The sequence below is a fragment of the Dorea sp. YH-dor226 genome, assembly GCF_039832105.1.
In the GTDB taxonomy this organism is placed as follows: domain Bacteria; phylum Bacillota; class Clostridia; order Lachnospirales; family Lachnospiraceae; genus Dorea_A.
The window spans coordinates 111,696-128,860 of record NZ_JBDOHS010000007.1; the positions used below are offsets into that span (position 1 = coordinate 111,696).

The window sequence follows — 17,165 nt, forward strand, 5'->3', positions numbered from 1 at the left end:
AAAAGGCTGCGATGCTTTTATCGCAGCCTTAATGATATCCTTTATCCTCTGTAATAGTTGATCAGACATCCTTTTAAGATAATCTCTCTCTCTGCATCCGTCATATCGCCAAGTTTTAATGTGATTTCTTTCAGTTCCTCTCCAACCACATATGCTTTGATCTCGGATGCTTTCGCTTCCACTGCTTTTCTGATCTCAGGCACAAGGATATAGTCTCCGTTTTTAAAACTCAGATGCTCATGATCTTCCTCTGTAATAAATGGAAGCATTCCCCAGTTGATCAGATTAGAGCGATATCTTTTTGTTGCATATTCATTGGCAATATTCGCCCATCCGCCAAGCACCTTCTGACAGGAGGCCGCCTGCTCTCTTGCGGAACCATCACCTGGTTTTACAGCAAAAATTGTACTTCCGATTCCCAGATTACCCTTTCCGATCTCCGGATAAGCCGCATTTACCTTTGTCATAACCGGCTTCAGCTCTTCCAGAACTTCCAGCGGACACTGCCCTGCTTCAATTGCTTTTTCCGCTTTCTGAACCTCTTTTGCACGTCCCACATATGCCGGATCTTTTCTGGACAATGCGAATTCTGCCAGTCCCAAAGGATTGGAGCGATAAGAAGATGTCTCTCCGGAAGGAATCAATTCATCCGTTGTCGTTACCGGATCGTGAATCTCAGATACGACTTTCAGAAGCAGGTTCTCTGCCAGCGCCGGCATTGCCGGCCAGTCCTTGATATTCGGACCAAATTTGATCTCAACAGACGGATCAGCCACACCCTTACTGTCAAACACACGGTTAGCATAGATATTCTTATCAAAATGATATTTGCGTCCTTTATATTCTACATCCATTGCTGTTGCAGGTGTGAGGAAGCCCTTATTTGCAGCAGTTGCTGCAATAGAACGTGCATCCATAAGTGCAACAGATGCAATCTGCCCGCTCTGCAGCTTGGAACCTTCACGGTTCGGGAAGTTACGTGTAGAATGGCGAATAGAGAAAGCATTGTTGGCCGGTGTATCTCCTGCCCCGAAGCAAGGTCCACAGAATGCAGTTTTCACGATTGTTCCTGCTTCCATCAGATCCGCAACCGCTCCGTTCTTCACCAGTTCCATATAAACCGGTGTACTTGCCGGATATACACTGAATGTAAATTCATCAGAGCCAATATAGTGTCCCATAATAATATCTGCAGCCGCGCAGATATTCTCAAATCCACCACCGGCACAGCCTGCAATAATTCCCTGATCCACATATAATTTTCCATTTACAATCTTACTCTGCAGGGAATAATCAACTGCTCCATCCAGACTTACCAGCGCTTTCTGCTCTACATCATGAAGAATATCCTCCAGGTTTGCATTTACCTCGTCAATGGTATATACATTAGACGGATGGAACGGCATCGCGATCATCGGCCTGATCTCACTTAAGTTGACATATACCATACCATCATAATAAGTAACTGCTCCAGGATTCAGTTCTTTATAATCTTCTGCTCTTCCATGAATCTCGTAGAATTCCTGAATCTTCTCGTCTGTTTTCCAGATAGAAGACAAACAGGTGGTCTCTGTTGTCATAACATCAATGCCAATACGGAAGTCCGCACTCAGTTTACCAACACCCGGACCGACAAATTCCATAACCTTATTATTCACATAACCGTTTTTAAACGTTGCCCCGATAATTGCAAGTGCGACATCCTGAGGGCCGACGCCCTTCATCGGTTCGCCGTCAAGGTAGATTCCCACTACCCCCGGCATCTTGATATCATATGTCTTATTCAACAGCTGTTTTACAAGCTCCGGACCGCCTTCGCCCATCGCCATTGTGCCAAGTGCACCATAACGGGTATGACTGTCAGAACCCAGAATCATCTTGCCGCCTCCCGCAAGCATCTCGCGTGCAAACTGATGAATGACTGCCTGGTGCGGAGGAACATAGATTCCGCCATATTTTTTCGCACAGGTAAGACCAAACATGTGATCATCTTCATTAATGGTTCCGCCAACCGCGCACAGAGAATTGTGACAGTTTGTCAGCACGTATGGAATTGGAAATTTCTCTAATCCTGATGCTCTCGCTGTCTGGATAATCCCTACAAATGTAATATCGTGAGAGGTCAGTTTGTCAAACTTAATCTGTAATCTTTCCATATTGCCGGAAGTATTATGGTCCGCCAGAATATGATATGCCATCGTATTCCTCGCAGCTTCCTCCTGTGACACTTCTTTTCCTGTTTTCGCAGCAACCTCCTGCGGACATTCGACAATTTCTGTTCCATTCAGCAGATAGACTCCCTTGTCGTATAATTTCACCATGTCTTGTCTCCTCCTAATCTTTCATATACTTCATGTGATCTGCCACCATCATGGCTATCTTAAATGTCAATGCATCTTCAAACACTCTGACATCTAATCCCGTTTTTTTCTGAATCTTTTCCAGCCTGTATACCAGTGTATTCCGATGGACATATAATCTTCTTGCCGTCTCAGATATGTTCAGATTGTTGTCAAAAAAAGTATATACTGTTGTCAGTTCTTCCTCTTCAAAATGATTCACTTCTCCGCCTTCAAATACTTCTTTCAGGAACATTTCACAAAGTGAAGACGGAAGCTGATGTATCAGTCTTCCGATTCCCAGTTCATTATATGCCAGAATCTTCTTCTCTGTATAAAATACTCTTCCTACTTCAAGCGCCATATCCGCTTCTTTATAAGATTTGGATACATCTTTCAGCTCATCAACAATCGTGCCAAAAGCAACTCTGACGCTTACCATTGCTTCTGCATTCAAGGTATCCACAAGTTCTCTTGCCATCTGATGCAGCTGCGGGTATCCATCTGTTGGCTGAAGCGATTTCACGATAATCGTATGTCCTTCATCAACAGCCGTAACAAAATCCTTTGTTCCGACCGCATATAATCCTTTTAACGTTTCCAGAACCAGACTGTCTTCCTCATTCTTAGGCTCCACTACAAATACCGTTCTTCTTGTCTCCACCGGAACCTTCATTTTTTTGGCCTGATTATAAATGTCAACCAGCAGCAGATTGTCCAACAGCAGATTCTGAATAAACCGATTCTTATCCATTCTTTCCTTATACGCGAACAGAAGATTCTTGATCTGACTGGCCCCCATTCTTCCTGCCATCTGTGTCTGCGCACCAGCTCCTTTCAGTCCCAGTACATAGACCAGTTCATCGTCATCATAGACCAGAAACATTCCCAGATCTTCCCGAATCAGTTCATCGATCGTTCCGGCTTTCTCCCAGGCTTCGGCCGCGTTGCTGCTGTACTCCGTCATCTTTTCATTGGTCATGACCACACAGATCCCTTCTGCATCCCAGACCGCGCACTCACATCCAGCGATATTCTTGATATCCTGCAGCGCCTTATGCAATATTTGATTCGATAACACGTCCCAACCTCCTGTTCTTTATATCGCATTCCACAATTTTTACGAATGCTATGCATACATTATACCAGATAAAATATATACGACAAGAAAAAATTGCCAGCCTGATTTCCTGCATTTTCGGAATCTGTTTCCGTCTATACACCGAAAAGGCCAGACGCATCTGCGTCTGGCCTCATTGCATATATCTTAGTTTGTAATTGTAAGTTCTGTCTCTTTGTCAAATACATGAATCTTTTCAGCATCCAGTGCAAACTTAACAGTATCACCTGTTCTTGCAGTTGTTCTAGGATCAACTCTTGCTGTCATGCTGGATCCTTCATAATCAAAGTATAAGAATACTTCTGCACCAAGCATCTCGTATACACGGATCTTAGCTTCGATTACAGTATTCGGAGAAGCCTCGATGAACATCTGCTCATCATGTACATCTTCCGGACGAATTCCAAGTACAACCGTTTTTCCTGCATATCCGCCATCAATCAGCTTCTTAGCTTTTGCAGGTGGAAGCTCGATCTCTGAAGGTCCTGCTACCAGGTATACCTTGTCGCCAACAACCTTACATGTTGCATCTACGAAGTTCATCTGCGGAGATCCGATGAATCCTGCAACGAACAGGTTACACGGACGATCATACAGTGTCTGAGGTGTATCTACCTGCTGAACAACACCGGCATTCATAACTACGATTCTGGTTCCCAGTGTCATAGCTTCTGTCTGGTCATGTGTAACGTAGATAATAGTTGTACCTAATCTCTGATGTAATCTGGAGATCTCAACACGCATCTGTCCACGAAGTTTTGCATCCAGGTTTGAAAGAGGCTCATCCATAAGGAATACCTTAGGATTACGTACGATAGCACGTCCCATAGCAACACGCTGTCTCTGTCCACCTGACAAAGCCTTCGGTTTACGATCCAACAGTGGTTCCAGATCCAGGATCTTAGCAGCTTCACGAACCATCTTGTCGATCTCATCCTTTGGTACTTTTCTTAACTTCAGACCAAATGCCATGTTATCGTATACTGTCATATGTGGATACAGAGCGTAGTTCTGGAATACCATTGCGATATCTCTGTCTTTTGGTTCTACATCATTTACAACTTTATCGCCGATCTTCAGTTCACCGGAAGAAATCTCTTCCAGACCTGCAACCATACGAAGTGTTGTAGATTTTCCACATCCTGATGGTCCTACGAAGATGATAAATTCTTTATCTTCAATTTCAAGGTTGAAATCTTTAACTGCTTCAAATCCATTTGGATATGTTTTGTTAATGTGCTTCAGTGATAAACTTGCCATTGTTCCTGTTCCTCCTGATATAAAAAATTACGTATTAACGCTGTCTGTTTCGTTCTGTTATACAGTATATAAAAAAAGTTCAACCGGGGGTATGCCCAAGTTGAACAATTTTTTTTCAAATTTCTATACAAGTTGACCAAGACACTCTTGCGTGAACCAGCACTACTCCTCTAGCAGTGCCTGATAGATATCCCTTTTTCCTACCCCCCGGTCCTTCGCCACCTGCTTCATTGCCGTCTTTTTATCCATTCCCTGGCTCATATAATGCTCCATATGTGCGGGAATGCTCAACTCTTCCCATCCGGCCTTTTCTTCCCTGCGAATCGCTTCTCTGCTTTTTCCTTCTATAACCATCACGCATTCCCCTTTCGGCTCCTGCGTCTCATAATAGGCACACGCTTCTTCTATTGTTGTGGCATATACCGTTTCGTGCTTCTTGGTCAGTTCTCTGCAGATACTGATCCTGCGATCTCCGAGAACTTCTCTCAAAAGCAGAAGCGTTTTTCTGAGACGATGCGGTGCCTCATAGATCACCATCGTTCTTGTCTCATTTTTCAATTCATCAAGAATCGTCTGCCGTTCCTTTTTATCAGTCGGAAGAAATGCCTCAAATGCAAATCTCCTGGTAGGAAGACCGGATATCGTAAGCGCAGTCACGCAGGCACATGCTCCAGGTACTGCTGTCACCGGCACGCCCGCCTCCTGGCACATACTCACCAGTTCCTCTCCCGGATCAGAGATTCCCGGCATGCCGGCATCTGTAATCAGTGCAATATCCTGTCCATCCAGCAGTCGCTCTACCAGCTTATGCCCTTTTTCAATCTTATTGTATTCGTGATAACTGGTCATCGGCGTCTTGATTTCAAAATGATTCAGCAGCTTAATGCTGTTGCGTGTATCTTCCGCTGCGATCAGATCCACTTCCTTTAATATCCGAACTGCACGAAACGTCATATCTTCCAGATTCCCGATTGGTGTCGCGCATAAATATAATGTACCCGTCGTAACATTTCTTCTTATCTGCATCTGTTCTTTATAAACTCCCTGTATATTTTCTCTTCATCATATTCCGGTGCATACTTATCTGCAATCCTGCAAACACTTTCAATGTAAGAAACATCTTCTTCCAACGCCTCTGCGATCCGATCTATCTGCTGCCCTTTCTGAAGTTTTTTGCAGATCAGAGAAAGTTTTCCACGCAATACACCTTCTTCTCTTCCTTCTTCTCTTCCCTCTTCTCTTCCCTCTTCCCAGATCATTTCCCCAAGTATTGTCATCCTGAATGCCTCCTTTACATCCTCTAATTCTTCTCGTTTCAAAAATTTTACTGCAAATGCATATATCACTGCACGAAATTTTTCAATTTCTTCTTTTGATATATTATCTTCTGCTTCCGCGTCTCTCAAAATCTGGCACACACGAAGTATTCGTTCTTTTTCCGAGGAACTTCCAGACATCAGTGGAGATAAAATCACCTGCACCAAATCCTTTTTCTCAACAATCTCGCCTCTTTGTTTTTTCTGGAATTAATTCCGAATCGGAACGATTATTTTTAGATACTGTAATTCCTGAGCATATGATTCCAGAAAGGAATACAGAGAAATTATAACATGGCGATAGCTTCTTATATACCGGCTATCTGTGTAACGTATAATAACAAAATGAACAGGCACAGTCAAGCACTGTCTATGGAAGTACAACATTTCAGAAGAAAAGCCCTACTGAAATGTTGTATACATCTTCAATAATTCTTCTGTATAGGTTCCGTCTTTGCGGTACACGATCAGCGGTGGTTCCACCTGCATTCTCGGATTGCCGCCTTTCATCCCCTCGATCAGAACCATGTTGGGTTCTTTATCCACATAGGGATACACAAGCCGCATGCGCTTCGGCTCAATTCCGTATGCACACATCTTCGCCATAATCTCCGGCAGACGGAACGGACGGTGTACCATGTAGAATCTCCCTTTTACTTTCAGTATCTTCGCGCTTTCTCTTAAGATATCATCTAATGTACACAGTACCTCATGCCGGGCAATATACAGAGCTTCATTCTGATTCTTCAATCCATGGTCTCCGATCATATACGGCGGATTTGTCGTAATGACCTCAAAAGAGGCCGCTCCGAATATAGAGGCTGCCTCTTTAATATCTCCCATAACGATATCGATCTTATCGTCCAGTTCATTATAGCTTACGCTTCTTCTTGCCATCTTCGCGCTTTCTTCCTGAATTTCCAGTCCTGTATAATGCAGACCCGGATTTTTCGCCTCAAGAAGAATCGGAAGAATTCCCGTCCCGGTGCCCAGATCCAGCGCTTTTTCACTCTTTTTTACTTTTGCAAATGAAGACAGCAGCACAGCATCCATACCAAAACAGAATCTCCCCGGACTTTGAATAATCTCATATCCTTTGATCTGCAGATCATCCAGACGTTCTTCTTCTTTCAGGTATATTTTTCTGTCTCTTCCGGACGTTCTATTCATCATCTAATTTTGACGCTCCATTCTTCTCCTCTAACGCCTTCAGTTCCTTGAGCTCTTCTTTTGTCAGTTTTACATCTTTTTTCTTTCTTCTGGACTTGAATTTAAGTTCAGAGGCCTTATATTCGCGGATTTCCTTTTCATCATTATCCAGCGTCACAATAACTTTGACCAGCTGACGCAGAACATTGACCGAATGAACATCCCCCTTAAGCCCTTCCGGAGTTGTTACATGATCACCAGTCGTCGGCAGATGACTGTTCAGTTCTTCATACGTCTCTTCCTCATTCGTCAGACAGCACATCAGTCTTCCGCATACACCTGATATCTTCGTCGGATTCAGAGACAGATTCTGTTCCTTGGCCATCTTGATCGATACCGGCGCAAATTCTGACAGATACGTATGGCAGCACAATGGGCGCCCGCAGATTCCGATTCCTCCACGGATCTTTGTCTCATCACGTACTCCGATCTGACGAAGTTCAATTCTGGTACGGAATACGCTCGCAAGATCCTTTACCAATTCACGGAAATCAATTCTTCCATCTGCCGTAAAGTAAAACAATACTTTATTATTGTCAAATGTATATTCTGCATCGATCAGTTTCATCTCCAGACCATGCTTGTGAATCTTTTCCAGACAGATCTTAAATGCTTCTTTCTCTTTTTCCCTGTTTTTTTCTTCCTTTTTCTCATCCTCTGCCGTAGCGATCCGGATGACTGATTTGAGCGGCGGTGTAATCCGTTCATCTTCCACATCCTTCGGTCCTGTAACAACAGAACCATATTCCACGCCTCTTGCAGTCTCTACGATTACTTTATCACCTGTCTTAATGTCCAGCTTTCCCGGAGCAAAGAAATAGATCTTGCCCGCAGGTCTGAATCTCACACCTATTACTCTTGTCATATGATTAATTCTCCTTTATCGTCAGGAACAGAAGCTCCATAACCAGGTCAAAGTTTACATTGGCCCTTAACCTGCTCTTTGCATTCTCAAGGCTCTTAAGGATCAGTTCAATTCCCTCATAGGAGCTCTTTCTTGCCTGTTCTTTAATATAAGTCATCTGGTCTTTAAACACGACTTTATCGACATCTTTTGTTGCTTTATATAACAGGACATCCCGATACCAGATCATAATGATATCCAGATAATCCACAATTTCTAATTTATACACTGTGATATTCTTTACGGCACTTACGATCTCACTCAATTCCATCTCATGAATATATTTCAGCAGCTGCACCGCTTCTTCTCTGATCTCATTGAAATGCTCGGAATTGGCAAGCATAATGGCACGTCCCATATTTCCCTGCGCAAATGCAGTGCACACATCCGCTTTATAATCCGGGATCTGAAGGTTCTCCATCAGATATTTTTTGATCAGTGTGTCCTTGATATTGCGAAGTTTCAGCATAACACACCTGGAATTGATCGTCGCAAGAAGCGTCTCCGCATTCTCTGTAAGCAGGAGAAATACCGCATACTCCGGCGGTTCCTCGATCGTTTTTAACAGCGCATTCTGTGCCTGTGGTGTCATCAGGTCTGCCTGCGGAATAATGTATACTTTATACGGCCCCTGATACGGCTTGATATCTACGGTATTATTCACCTGTGTACGAATATCATCTACACTGATACTGTTTGGCTTCTCATGCGTAACACGGATGATATCCGGATGATTGCCGCTCTCTGCCTGCTTGCAGGAATGGCACTGATTACAGGGATCCGGTCCGCCCTGTTCACACAAAAGTGTCATTGCAAACAGATTTGCAAGCAGTTTTTTTCCAGAACCTCTCTCACCATTTAAAATATAGGCATGCGATACCTTGTCATTTAAAACTGCATTTCTGATATAATTAATTATGTCCTTGTGACCAACCACGTCTTTAAAGCTTCCCATGTTGTATCTCTCCTATGATCTCTTCTATACATCGTATCTTATCATCGTTGTTGTATCGTTTTGTAATTCCGGCTTCTCTCAGATGATCCTCTGAAAAATCCTGCTGATCTGCCAGGAATCTCCTGCAGACCTCTGCATATCCCGGGGTTTCCTGCTGCTGCTCTCTTTTTATCGCCCGGAGCAGTCTTTCTCCGTCTTCCACCTCTATATATATCGGTATCAGATGCTCTTCCCCATAATACGCCTTTGTCTTACAGTATGACTCCAGAGTCCCGATCATCAGATAATCCGAATCGTCCAGATTCATCTGTCCATCATCTATTGTAGCATATTTCCAGTCACCGTACACGGTATGATATGTACGAAGTTCAATAATCTTTCCTTCTCGCCGGAAATTCTCCATCTCTTCATCAGATATGAAGAAATATTCCACCCCATTCTGTTCACCATCTCTTTTCGGTCTGGTTGTGTACAGTATCAGGGTTCCAAGCGTCGGCATCCTTTCAAGCAACTCTTTATATATGGTATCTTTTCCCGAAGAACTTTTTCCCATCATATAATATATCTTACCCATCTGTCCACACCTCTATGCAATCATTCGTTTTCAGACCCTCTATGGCAAATTCATTGTCTCTGTACCATTCGAGCAGATCAACCGCCTCTTTTGTAATTCGCTCTCCCGGCACAATAAGCGGACTTCCCGGAGGATACAGATATGCCGATTCCATGGAGACGAAGCCTTCACTCTGTTCCCAGGAAACGGTTTTTATCGTCTTTCTTTCCGCCGTTTTTATACATCTTTCAAGCTCTGCACTTCCATATACTTTCGGAAGTACCGGCTGTCTTCCGTCCAGCGGATACCGAAGTGTCTCTGTTCTGCGTCCGCATTTTTGATCGATCTCCAGAAGTGCCTTCGCAAGCCGGCACATTCCTTCCTCCGTATCTCCTACGCTGGTCATCGCAAGCACATATGTTCCGGCCACCATCTCCATCTGAAGATGATACTCATTCAGAAGCATGCGATACAATTCGTGGCTTGTCATATCCGCATTCCTTACAGAGATCACAACCTTTGAAATATCATAATGCTCTGTTTCCACCAGATTCAGATGCTCCAGCTTCCGCAGTCTGCCGCGAAGTTCTCTTAGCCGCTTTACATATGGCGGAAAGATTTCTTCCTGTCTCCGGGATATCAGCTCCACACAGGCATCAATTCCCGCCATCAGAACATAGGAAGGACTGCTGCTTTGCAGCATGCCCAGATATCTCCGCACTCTTTCCCGATCTGCAATCTTTCCGTTGATATGCAGAAGAGCCGTCTGCGTCAAAGCCGGAAGTGTTTTATGGAGACTGTTGATCACAAGATCTGCACCAAGCTCATTCGCCCTGACCGGGAATGCCTCATGAAAACCAAAATGAGCCCCATGTGCCTCATCCACGATCAGAGGCAGTCCTTTTTCATGTACCACTGCTGCAATCGCAGCCACATCCGACACTACTCCATCGTATGTCGGTGATACAATCACAACCGCCCGGATCTGTGGGTGCTCTTCCAGGGCCCTCTGCACATCCTCTGCAGATATTTCGGTATTCAGCTGAACCTCTTCATCAAAACGCGGATATAAATATACCGGATTCAGCTCGTTCATGTAGATCGCATGATACACGGACTTGTGGCAATTCCTTGCCACAAGTATCGTATCTCCCTTTTGTGTTACACCGGCAATGGCACTCAGAATCCCCACCGTACTTCCATTAATAAGGAAATGGGTCTCTTCTGCATGATAAACCTCAGAGGCACGTCTTTGCGCCTCCAGAAGAATTCCCTCTGCATGATGCAGATCATCAAACCCGTCTATCTCCGTAATATCAATCGAATACGGCGAAGTTCCCGGCATGAGATCCAGATGGCGCTTATGCCCCGGCATATGAAAACCATAATAATCAGAATGGCTGTATGTTCTTAATTTCTCGTATAAAGTGCTCATTGCTGCTCCCGGCTGTTATCTTTTCGTTAAAAATAATGCTCTTCTTAGCTGTATATAGCAAAAAAACATATCATTGATATTTTATCAAATCGAGATAGTTTAATCAAGCCATAAACTCCTCCAGGATCTGGCGGATAAGCACGTCCCGTTCCTGGTCTTTCACTTCCTGTTTTTCTGAAGATTTTCTGAAATCTCTTCCTTCTTTTTTCTGGACATCTTCCTGCTGTATCTCCTGAACCTGCGGTTTCACAGGAGAGGTATCTTTCGCAGCCACAAGTTCCGGTTCCGGCAATTTTTGAACCTCTTCTTCCAGCATAACTCCAAACTCTGCCGCCGGCATATCCGGAGTCATCACTTTCAACTCCTTTTGATTCGCCTTCTCATACTTGTGAAGACACACATTTTCCAGATAATCCACCATGTAATTCTTCGCTGCCTGAAGACGATACTCCTCATCCGTCGTCAGGTGAAGCAGATAGATCAACACCGCAAGGATTCCTCCTGCTGCCCCCGTCCGGATCACTGCGTCCGACATTCCATGAACCTGATATTCCAGAAATGCGCCGGATACGCCGGTAAGAAGACACAATCCTGCGGAAGCCTTTTCCATTCTGCGCCAGCTGTGCAGACGCATACCCACCGTTTTGTACTCATACAGGAACTTGTCCACAAACACTCCGACATTTTCCACCTTATCACTGACCATACAGGCATGCTCGAATTTTGCACGCACCAGCCGTACAAACGGATGCGTCGTTTTATTCATATTTCCCGCAGCACGTACCAGCCGATTCAAAGTTACATTTGCAATACACTTACTTACCACTCCCAGAATAGTCAGGATTCCCATGAGTACAAACAATACATGTTTGTCTACTATCATTTTTAACATAATAAAAGCCCTCCTTTTGCTTTGAATTATACTTGAAATTCCAAAGGAGAGCTCAAAAACCGTTCTACAGATTCTGCGGCATTCCTGTAGAATACCGGCAGATCCTGTAATATTTTATATCTTTTGTTTTCTTCTTTTTTATCAGATCATCGGCAGAAGTTCTTTCATAAGCCTTACACTGTGGGCGATTGCCTTCTTTTCAAACGTCGGATAATCCATACACGCACTGTTGTCAGCTTTGTCCGAAATGGCACGAATTATGACATACGAAACTTTGTTCAGATATGCTGCCTGCGCGATCGCCGCGCCTTCCATCTCCACACACAGCGGATGGAAATTCTCTACGATCCGATCCTTTACCTCTTTGGAAGAGATGAACTGATCTCCACTTACGATCCTTCCCGTAAATGTACGAATATCCGGATTCGCCTTTTCATTTGCCCGAATCGCCTTTCTTGCAAGCGCTTCATCCGCCGGAAATGAAAACGTATCCAGTCTTGGGATCTGTCCGACCGGATCACCGAATACGGATGCATCCATGTCATGCTGCAGCGCATCCGTGGAAATAACCATATCTCCAATATCGATTCTTGCATCCAGTGATCCTGCAATACCGGTATTGATCAGCAGATCCACCTGGAAAAGATCTACCAGGATCTGTGCACAGATTCCTGCATTGACCTTTCCGACCCCGCTCCTTACAACGACCACCTTCTGACCGCACAAAATTCCTTTGCAGAACATCATACCGGCCTTCTCAACAATCTCCTGGACATCCATCTCCTCTTTCAAAGATGCGACCTCTTCTTCCATCGCTCCAATAATACCTATCATCTATCCAAATCCTCCTTATCTCACGATCATAGCTCAATTATAGACGAAAAAACGACTGGTGACAACTAATGAATTTCTCTGGAAAACCTTTTCATTCTCTGCTATAATGCATATTGACATTGCGACAAACGCGAAAACATCATGCATTACAAACAAAGGAGGATCATCACATGGATTATAGACCAACCGGCGTCTGCTCTCAGCTCATTCGTGTTGAGCTTGACGGAGACACCATCAAAAACGTAGAATTTATCGGAGGCTGTAATGGCAATACGAAAGGGATCTCCAGCCTGGTAAAAGGCATGAACGTACAGGATGCCATCTCCCGCATGGAGGGAATCACCTGCGGATACAAGACCACTTCCTGTCCGGATCAGCTGGCAAAAGCTCTGAAAATCGCAGCCGGTCAGCAGAACTAATCAATATCTATAATAAACAAACAATACGGGAAGAGGGATACTCGTCCGACTTGCGGACAGGTATCCCTCTTCCCTGTAAAAGCATTTTTCATTTTGACATAATCATACTGGGTAGTTTACATGTTACGATTGGACTTTCACCAACCGAAATATTGCAAGATATGTTGTTGTTATTGTAAGTACAGCCCCCAGTACTTCTTAAGATTTTTGAATCTCTCGATTACTCAACATAGACACCATCAGTAAAAGAACTGCTCACATCGCTATTTGCCGCATGCGTACAACGAACCCGGTAATAATATCCTCCTTCTACCTGTAAGGTTCTGTTGGAAGACACTCTATCCGTATTAAAGCTTTCTTTCTGCCATCCATCGTAGATGGACCATGCATCATCACCCTCCTGTGCCCGTTCAATTGTAACTGCAAGTTGCACACTATCTACCACTTGAACAGCAATAGTCGTTCCACCCGCATAAATCTCTCCAGGACCAAGGCGCACACACTTGGAATAACCTGTAAGTAAGTCTTCGCCTCTGGTAATCTTTGTGTCATAGCCGATTGACTCCTCGTCATGCGTCAGATATGAACCATCCAGAATCGGATCCGTAGATGCTGCTTTTGCCTCCTGCATCGATCCACATACCAGCCCCAGCGTCAATACCAACGCACAACATACAGACATAATTTTCCTTTTCATATTTCACCTCCCATCTGATTCTTATAGGCTTTTTTCCACCCTCATATATATAAACACATAACTTTTCAAAAACTGACGCGTTTAATTTAAAAAAAACAAATTATTTACTATAGCATCAAATTCTTCAACACTCATCGTTCCTATCAAAAAATATTCTAACCCATTATACTGAAAGCTAGCAGAACATCTTGTTTTCTTACTATTTAACACTTCATACACTTTGATTTTTATCTCACAATTTTCAACTTCTTTCGTATATGAATCAATCAATTTATCTTCTACATCTACACCCCACGAACTATTTTTATACGATGCATTAATAAAATATACCACTGTACTATTCTTGTATTGATATAATACTTCTGCAATCTGCATCTTTGTATCTAATTCCATTCGATCAAATCGTATACCTTCCGGTCCATTTACAACCTTTACTGGCATCGTTCCAAAAACTTTATTTATTTCCTCATATGCAACTTCTTCATCGTGTTCCACTATTGTCAGATTATCTTCACTTGAATTTACTTTCTCCACCTCACGCTCTCCGACCGCCTGCTTCATAAAACGCACGATTCTCTCCGGCCCGCCAATACTGGTCAGCCCGACTGCCATTACGAGTACCAGCACTGCTGCCAGCCCCACGTAAAGCCTCCAGCCTTTTTTCCGCCGCACCACTTTTTTTGCCGGAACATCCGTATTCTTTTCTTCCTGCATAATCTTCCGTCCGAGTTCCAGCGCTTTCCGATCCTCGTCCGATAATTGAGCAACTGCCTGTTCCTGCTGTATCTCAAGGATCTGTTCATCGATTTTGGCACGTAAAGATTCTTTCATACCTTCCGGCATGAAGAGGCCTGTATCATTTCTAATATTCTCTTCTTCTTTTTCTGCCGATTTTCTGAATTCTTCCTGCAAGAATTCAGTCAATTCATCTTTATGCTCTTCCATTTTTCCATCCTCTACTTTGGCACATCATTTTCATTCAACCATCTTGCACCACTTGCCACTTGACCATTTTCCCAGTAAACGTATAATATATAATATAACGTATGTCTTTTTTGACATAGATATGTATATCAAGATTGGGAGGTCATTATGAAACGCATTATCTTAACTGGCGGCGGCACCGCTGGGCATGTTACCCCTAATATTGCATTGCTGCCTCGTCTTAAAGAATTACAATATGATATCCATTACATAGGCTCTTATAATGGAATCGAAAAGGAGCTGATTGAACAGTTTGGTATTCCATACCATGGAATTTCTTCCGGTAAACTGCGTCGTTACTTCAGCGTTCAGAACTTTACGGATCCTTTTCGTGTCATCAAAGGTCTGGGAGAAGCCAAAAAACTGGTAAAAGTTCTCCAGCCAGATGTTATTTTTTCCAAAGGCGGTTTTGTGTCAGTTCCGGTCGTTCTTGCCGGAAAGGGCTGTCATGTGCCAACGATCATCCATGAATCTGACATGACACCCGGACTTGCCAACAAGATCTCTCTTCCTTCTGCAACCAAAGTATGCTGCAACTTTCCGGAGACCATGGAACACCTTCCAGAGGGTAAGGCTGTTCTGACAGGCTCACCGATTCGTCAGGAACTTCTATCCGGCGATAAATACAAGGCCCGCGACTTCCTGCATTTTACATCCGACAAACCTGTGATCATGGTTGTCGGCGGAAGCCTTGGTTCTGTAGCTGTCAATGATGCAGTACGCGGTATTCTTCCGGAACTTCTGAAATCTTTCCAGGTGGTTCACCTCTGCGGAAAGGGCAAGATTGATTCATCCTTGCAGGGACTGGAAGGATATGCCCAGTTTGAATATATCAAAGATGAACTGAAAGACCTCTTTGCTCTGACAGATCTTGTAATCTCACGAGCCGGTGCAAATGCCATCTGTGAATTGCTGGCACTCCATAAACCGAATCTGCTGATTCCACTTTCTGCCAATGCAAGCCGCGGGGATCAGATCTTAAATGCCCGCTCCTTCGAACGTCAGGGGTACAGCGTGGTACTGGAAGAAGAAGAATTGTCTCAGGAAGTTCTTCTTAACGCGATTCAGAATCTTTACGAAAACCGCGAGACTTATATCAATGCAATGAAGAATTCTCCTCAGCAGAATTCCATTGATACCATTATCGATCTGATCGAATCTGTCGTTCGCTCATAATGCATTTTTCATAACTTTATGTGACAAAACAGGTGTCCTGCAGACACCTGTTTTATGTTTCATGCAAGTGGTCCTGCCGTCCTTTATAATTCTTCCGTATCCATCTTTTCGCCCGATACAGCATGCTATATAGCACTTCCGGACTTACACCCATAATTTCTGCGACTTCTTTCTGTGGTTTTTCCAGAAGATATGTAAACGTAATTGCATCATACCAGCGTTCATTCTTGCGATATAACGCTTCCAGAATATCTCCTGTATATCCTCTTACTTCACATTCTTCCAGCTTATTCATAAAGACGTCTTCTGCACTGTTTTCCAGTACATCCGTGTGTCCTTCTGTTTCCAGTTGATCCATGCTCTCCATCAGCATCTCCCGATGCGTATCTCTTTTGTAATTCAAGCTCATATACTTTGCAGTCAGAATCAACCATGGGCGAATTGCATTGAGATTTACATGCTCCATATTTACAAATAATTTAATAAAAACGCTCTGTACAATCTCTTCTGCTACATGATGGTTCCCGGAGTATTTTAACGCCACCTTATACACAATCTCGGCATTTTCCTCATAGACCATGTCAAAAGTAGTTTTATCTTTAGACTCCATTCCCACTTTTTAATCCTTCATTTCTATTGTTTTATTTTTGATAAGATATCCTCTTTATCTTCTTCTGTCAGTTCTCCCATCTTCCAACCCAGTACGACACCGTCATCTTTATGTCTCGGGATCAGATGCATGTGAAAATGGAATACCGTCTGACCTGCCGCTTCTCCATTGTTCTGTACGATATTATATCCATCACATCCCAGAATGTCCGTAAGCTTCGTGATCATCTTTTTAGCCAGCACAAGAACCTTTGACGCCAGTTCATCATCCAGCTCATACAGATTCGCATAATGCTCTTTTGGAATGATCAGTGCATGTCCTTTTGCCGCCGGACTTGCATCCAGAATCACTCTGAAATCTTCATCCTCATACAGTGTAGCAGTTGGGATATCCCCGTTTGCAAGTTTACAGAATATACAGTTATCATCCTTCATTTTTCTCATCCTTCTTTCTTAAAAAATA

The 17,165-nt window shown here is 43.5% G+C and carries 18 protein-coding genes; 2 read left to right on the forward strand and 16 right to left on the reverse strand.

The annotated features are described in order from the left end of the window. Positions 1–41: 41 nt before the first annotated feature. The 12 genes from ABE547_RS07915 to ABE547_RS07970 all read right to left on the reverse strand — a co-directional run bounded on the left by ABE547_RS07915 (position 42) and on the right by ABE547_RS07970 (position 12,817). Positions 42–2,321 carry a hydratase gene (locus tag ABE547_RS07915; RefSeq protein WP_347378270.1) on the reverse strand — a complete coding sequence of 760 codons (2,280 nt, stop codon included), beginning with the start codon at positions 2,319–2,321 and terminating at the stop codon, positions 42–44. Between the two features lie 13 nt (positions 2,322–2,334). Then, positions 2,335–3,420, reverse strand: coding sequence for a helix-turn-helix domain-containing protein (locus ABE547_RS07920; protein WP_347378271.1), 1,086 nt, complete (start codon positions 3,418–3,420; stop codon positions 2,335–2,337). A 186-nt stretch (positions 3,421–3,606) separates the two neighbouring features. Next, positions 3,607–4,719, reverse strand: coding sequence for a sn-glycerol-3-phosphate ABC transporter ATP-binding protein UgpC (gene ugpC, locus ABE547_RS07925; RefSeq protein ID WP_347378272.1), 1,113 nt, complete (start codon positions 4,717–4,719; stop codon positions 3,607–3,609). A 162-nt stretch (positions 4,720–4,881) separates the two neighbouring features. Next, on the reverse strand, positions 4,882–5,745 hold the full coding sequence (rsmI, locus tag ABE547_RS07930; RefSeq protein ID WP_347378273.1) for a 16S rRNA (cytidine(1402)-2'-O)-methyltransferase: 864 nt from the start codon (positions 5,743–5,745) through the stop codon (positions 4,882–4,884). Further along, the gene (locus ABE547_RS07935) at positions 5,736–5,996 is read right to left on the reverse strand and encodes a hypothetical protein (RefSeq protein ID WP_347378274.1); all 261 of its coding nucleotides are present in this window, start codon (positions 5,994–5,996) and stop codon (positions 5,736–5,738) included. The genes rsmI and ABE547_RS07935 overlap by 10 nt, the downstream gene beginning before the upstream one ends. Before the next feature lie 441 nt (positions 5,997–6,437). Further along, the gene (locus ABE547_RS07940; protein ID WP_347378275.1) at positions 6,438–7,208 is read right to left on the reverse strand and encodes a tRNA1(Val) (adenine(37)-N6)-methyltransferase; all 771 of its coding nucleotides are present in this window, start codon (positions 7,206–7,208) and stop codon (positions 6,438–6,440) included. Beyond that, positions 7,198–8,109 carry a stage 0 sporulation family protein gene (locus ABE547_RS07945; protein ID WP_235250499.1) on the reverse strand — a complete coding sequence of 304 codons (912 nt, stop codon included), beginning with the start codon at positions 8,107–8,109 and terminating at the stop codon, positions 7,198–7,200. Before ABE547_RS07945 ends, ABE547_RS07940 begins: the two co-directional genes overlap by 11 nt. Positions 8,110–8,113: 4 nt before the next feature. After that, a complete protein-coding gene (gene holB / locus ABE547_RS07950) occupies positions 8,114–9,103 on the reverse strand; it encodes a DNA polymerase III subunit delta' (protein WP_347378276.1) in 990 nt (329 codons plus the stop codon). Further along, positions 9,090–9,677, reverse strand: coding sequence for a guanylate kinase (locus tag ABE547_RS07955; protein ID WP_347378277.1), 588 nt, complete (start codon positions 9,675–9,677; stop codon positions 9,090–9,092). The genes holB and ABE547_RS07955 overlap by 14 nt, the downstream gene beginning before the upstream one ends. Then, positions 9,670–11,091: an aminotransferase class I/II-fold pyridoxal phosphate-dependent enzyme gene (locus ABE547_RS07960; RefSeq protein WP_347378278.1), complete on the reverse strand. Its 1,422-nt coding sequence runs from the start codon at positions 11,089–11,091 to the stop codon at positions 9,670–9,672. The genes ABE547_RS07955 and ABE547_RS07960 overlap by 8 nt, the downstream gene beginning before the upstream one ends. 103 nt (positions 11,092–11,194) lie before the next feature. Beyond that, complete coding sequence (locus ABE547_RS07965) at positions 11,195–11,983, reverse strand: hypothetical protein (RefSeq protein WP_347378279.1); 789 nt, start codon at positions 11,981–11,983, stop codon at positions 11,195–11,197. Positions 11,984–12,124: 141 nt separating this feature from the next. After that, positions 12,125–12,817 carry a 5'-methylthioadenosine/adenosylhomocysteine nucleosidase gene (locus ABE547_RS07970; RefSeq protein ID WP_347378280.1) on the reverse strand — a complete coding sequence of 231 codons (693 nt, stop codon included), beginning with the start codon at positions 12,815–12,817 and terminating at the stop codon, positions 12,125–12,127. Positions 12,818–12,987: 170 nt separating this feature from the next. Between ABE547_RS07970 and ABE547_RS07975 the strand changes: the two genes are divergently transcribed. Beyond that, positions 12,988–13,236 carry a TIGR03905 family TSCPD domain-containing protein gene (locus ABE547_RS07975; RefSeq protein WP_347378281.1) on the forward strand — a complete coding sequence of 83 codons (249 nt, stop codon included), beginning with the start codon at positions 12,988–12,990 and terminating at the stop codon, positions 13,234–13,236. A 220-nt stretch (positions 13,237–13,456) separates the two neighbouring features. On the opposite strand, the gene ABE547_RS07980 is transcribed toward ABE547_RS07975, so the two are convergent. Together ABE547_RS07980 and ABE547_RS07985 are read right to left on the reverse strand one after the other, a co-directional pair. Next, complete coding sequence (locus tag ABE547_RS07980; protein WP_347378282.1) at positions 13,457–13,933, reverse strand: hypothetical protein; 477 nt, start codon at positions 13,931–13,933, stop codon at positions 13,457–13,459. Positions 13,934–14,014: 81 nt separating this feature from the next. Then, on the reverse strand, positions 14,015–14,878 hold the full coding sequence (locus ABE547_RS07985) for a DUF4367 domain-containing protein (protein ID WP_347378283.1): 864 nt from the start codon (positions 14,876–14,878) through the stop codon (positions 14,015–14,017). Between the two features lie 147 nt (positions 14,879–15,025). Here ABE547_RS07985 and ABE547_RS07990 point away from each other — a divergent pair, with 147 nt between their 5' ends. Then, entirely contained in the window at positions 15,026–16,093 is a 1,068-nt protein-coding gene (locus ABE547_RS07990; RefSeq protein ID WP_347378284.1) for an undecaprenyldiphospho-muramoylpentapeptide beta-N-acetylglucosaminyltransferase, read from the forward strand. A gap of 52 nt (positions 16,094–16,145) precedes the next feature. On the opposite strand, the gene ABE547_RS07995 is transcribed toward ABE547_RS07990, so the two are convergent. Together ABE547_RS07995 and ABE547_RS08000 are read right to left on the reverse strand one after the other, a co-directional pair. Next, a complete protein-coding gene (locus ABE547_RS07995; RefSeq protein ID WP_347378285.1) occupies positions 16,146–16,703 on the reverse strand; it encodes a sigma-70 family RNA polymerase sigma factor in 558 nt (185 codons plus the stop codon). Positions 16,704–16,726: 23 nt separating this feature from the next. Then, positions 16,727–17,137 carry an HIT family protein gene (locus ABE547_RS08000; RefSeq protein ID WP_347378286.1) on the reverse strand — a complete coding sequence of 137 codons (411 nt, stop codon included), beginning with the start codon at positions 17,135–17,137 and terminating at the stop codon, positions 16,727–16,729. Between the last annotated feature and the right edge of the window lie 28 nt (positions 17,138–17,165).

What these genes read in the sequence shown, in the direction of transcription:
- ABE547_RS08000 (WP_347378286.1), bottom strand. Translation starts at nt 17,137, where the DNA reads ATGAAGGATGATAACTGTATATTCTGTAAACTTGCAAACGGGGATATC.
- ABE547_RS07935 (WP_347378274.1), bottom strand. Translation starts at nt 5,996, where the DNA reads ATGACAATACTTGGGGAAATGATCTGGGAAGAGGGAAGAGAAGAGGGA.
- rsmI (WP_347378273.1), bottom strand. Translation starts at nt 5,745, where the DNA reads ATGCAGATAAGAAGAAATGTTACGACGGGTACATTATATTTATGCGCG.
- holB (WP_347378276.1), bottom strand. Translation starts at nt 9,103, where the DNA reads ATGGGAAGCTTTAAAGACGTGGTTGGTCACAAGGACATAATTAATTAT.
- ABE547_RS07985 (WP_347378283.1), bottom strand. Translation starts at nt 14,878, where the DNA reads ATGGAAGAGCATAAAGATGAATTGACTGAATTCTTGCAGGAAGAATTC.
- ABE547_RS07915 (WP_347378270.1), bottom strand. Translation starts at nt 2,321, where the DNA reads ATGGTGAAATTATACGACAAGGGAGTCTATCTGCTGAATGGAACAGAA.
- ABE547_RS07960 (WP_347378278.1), bottom strand. Translation starts at nt 11,091, where the DNA reads ATGAGCACTTTATACGAGAAATTAAGAACATACAGCCATTCTGATTAT.
- ABE547_RS07965 (WP_347378279.1), bottom strand. Translation starts at nt 11,983, where the DNA reads ATGTTAAAAATGATAGTAGACAAACATGTATTGTTTGTACTCATGGGA.
- ABE547_RS07990 (WP_347378284.1), top strand. Translation starts at nt 15,026, where the DNA reads ATGAAACGCATTATCTTAACTGGCGGCGGCACCGCTGGGCATGTTACC.
- ABE547_RS07945 (WP_235250499.1), bottom strand. Translation starts at nt 8,109, where the DNA reads ATGACAAGAGTAATAGGTGTGAGATTCAGACCTGCGGGCAAGATCTAT.
- ABE547_RS07975 (WP_347378281.1), top strand. Translation starts at nt 12,988, where the DNA reads ATGGATTATAGACCAACCGGCGTCTGCTCTCAGCTCATTCGTGTTGAG.
- ABE547_RS07940 (WP_347378275.1), bottom strand. Translation starts at nt 7,208, where the DNA reads ATGATGAATAGAACGTCCGGAAGAGACAGAAAAATATACCTGAAAGAA.
- ABE547_RS07970 (WP_347378280.1), bottom strand. Translation starts at nt 12,817, where the DNA reads ATGATAGGTATTATTGGAGCGATGGAAGAAGAGGTCGCATCTTTGAAA.
- ABE547_RS07980 (WP_347378282.1), bottom strand. Translation starts at nt 13,933, where the DNA reads ATGAAAAGGAAAATTATGTCTGTATGTTGTGCGTTGGTATTGACGCTG.
- ugpC (WP_347378272.1), bottom strand. Translation starts at nt 4,719, where the DNA reads ATGGCAAGTTTATCACTGAAGCACATTAACAAAACATATCCAAATGGA.
- ABE547_RS07995 (WP_347378285.1), bottom strand. Translation starts at nt 16,703, where the DNA reads ATGGAGTCTAAAGATAAAACTACTTTTGACATGGTCTATGAGGAAAAT.
- ABE547_RS07955 (WP_347378277.1), bottom strand. Translation starts at nt 9,677, where the DNA reads ATGGGTAAGATATATTATATGATGGGAAAAAGTTCTTCGGGAAAAGAT.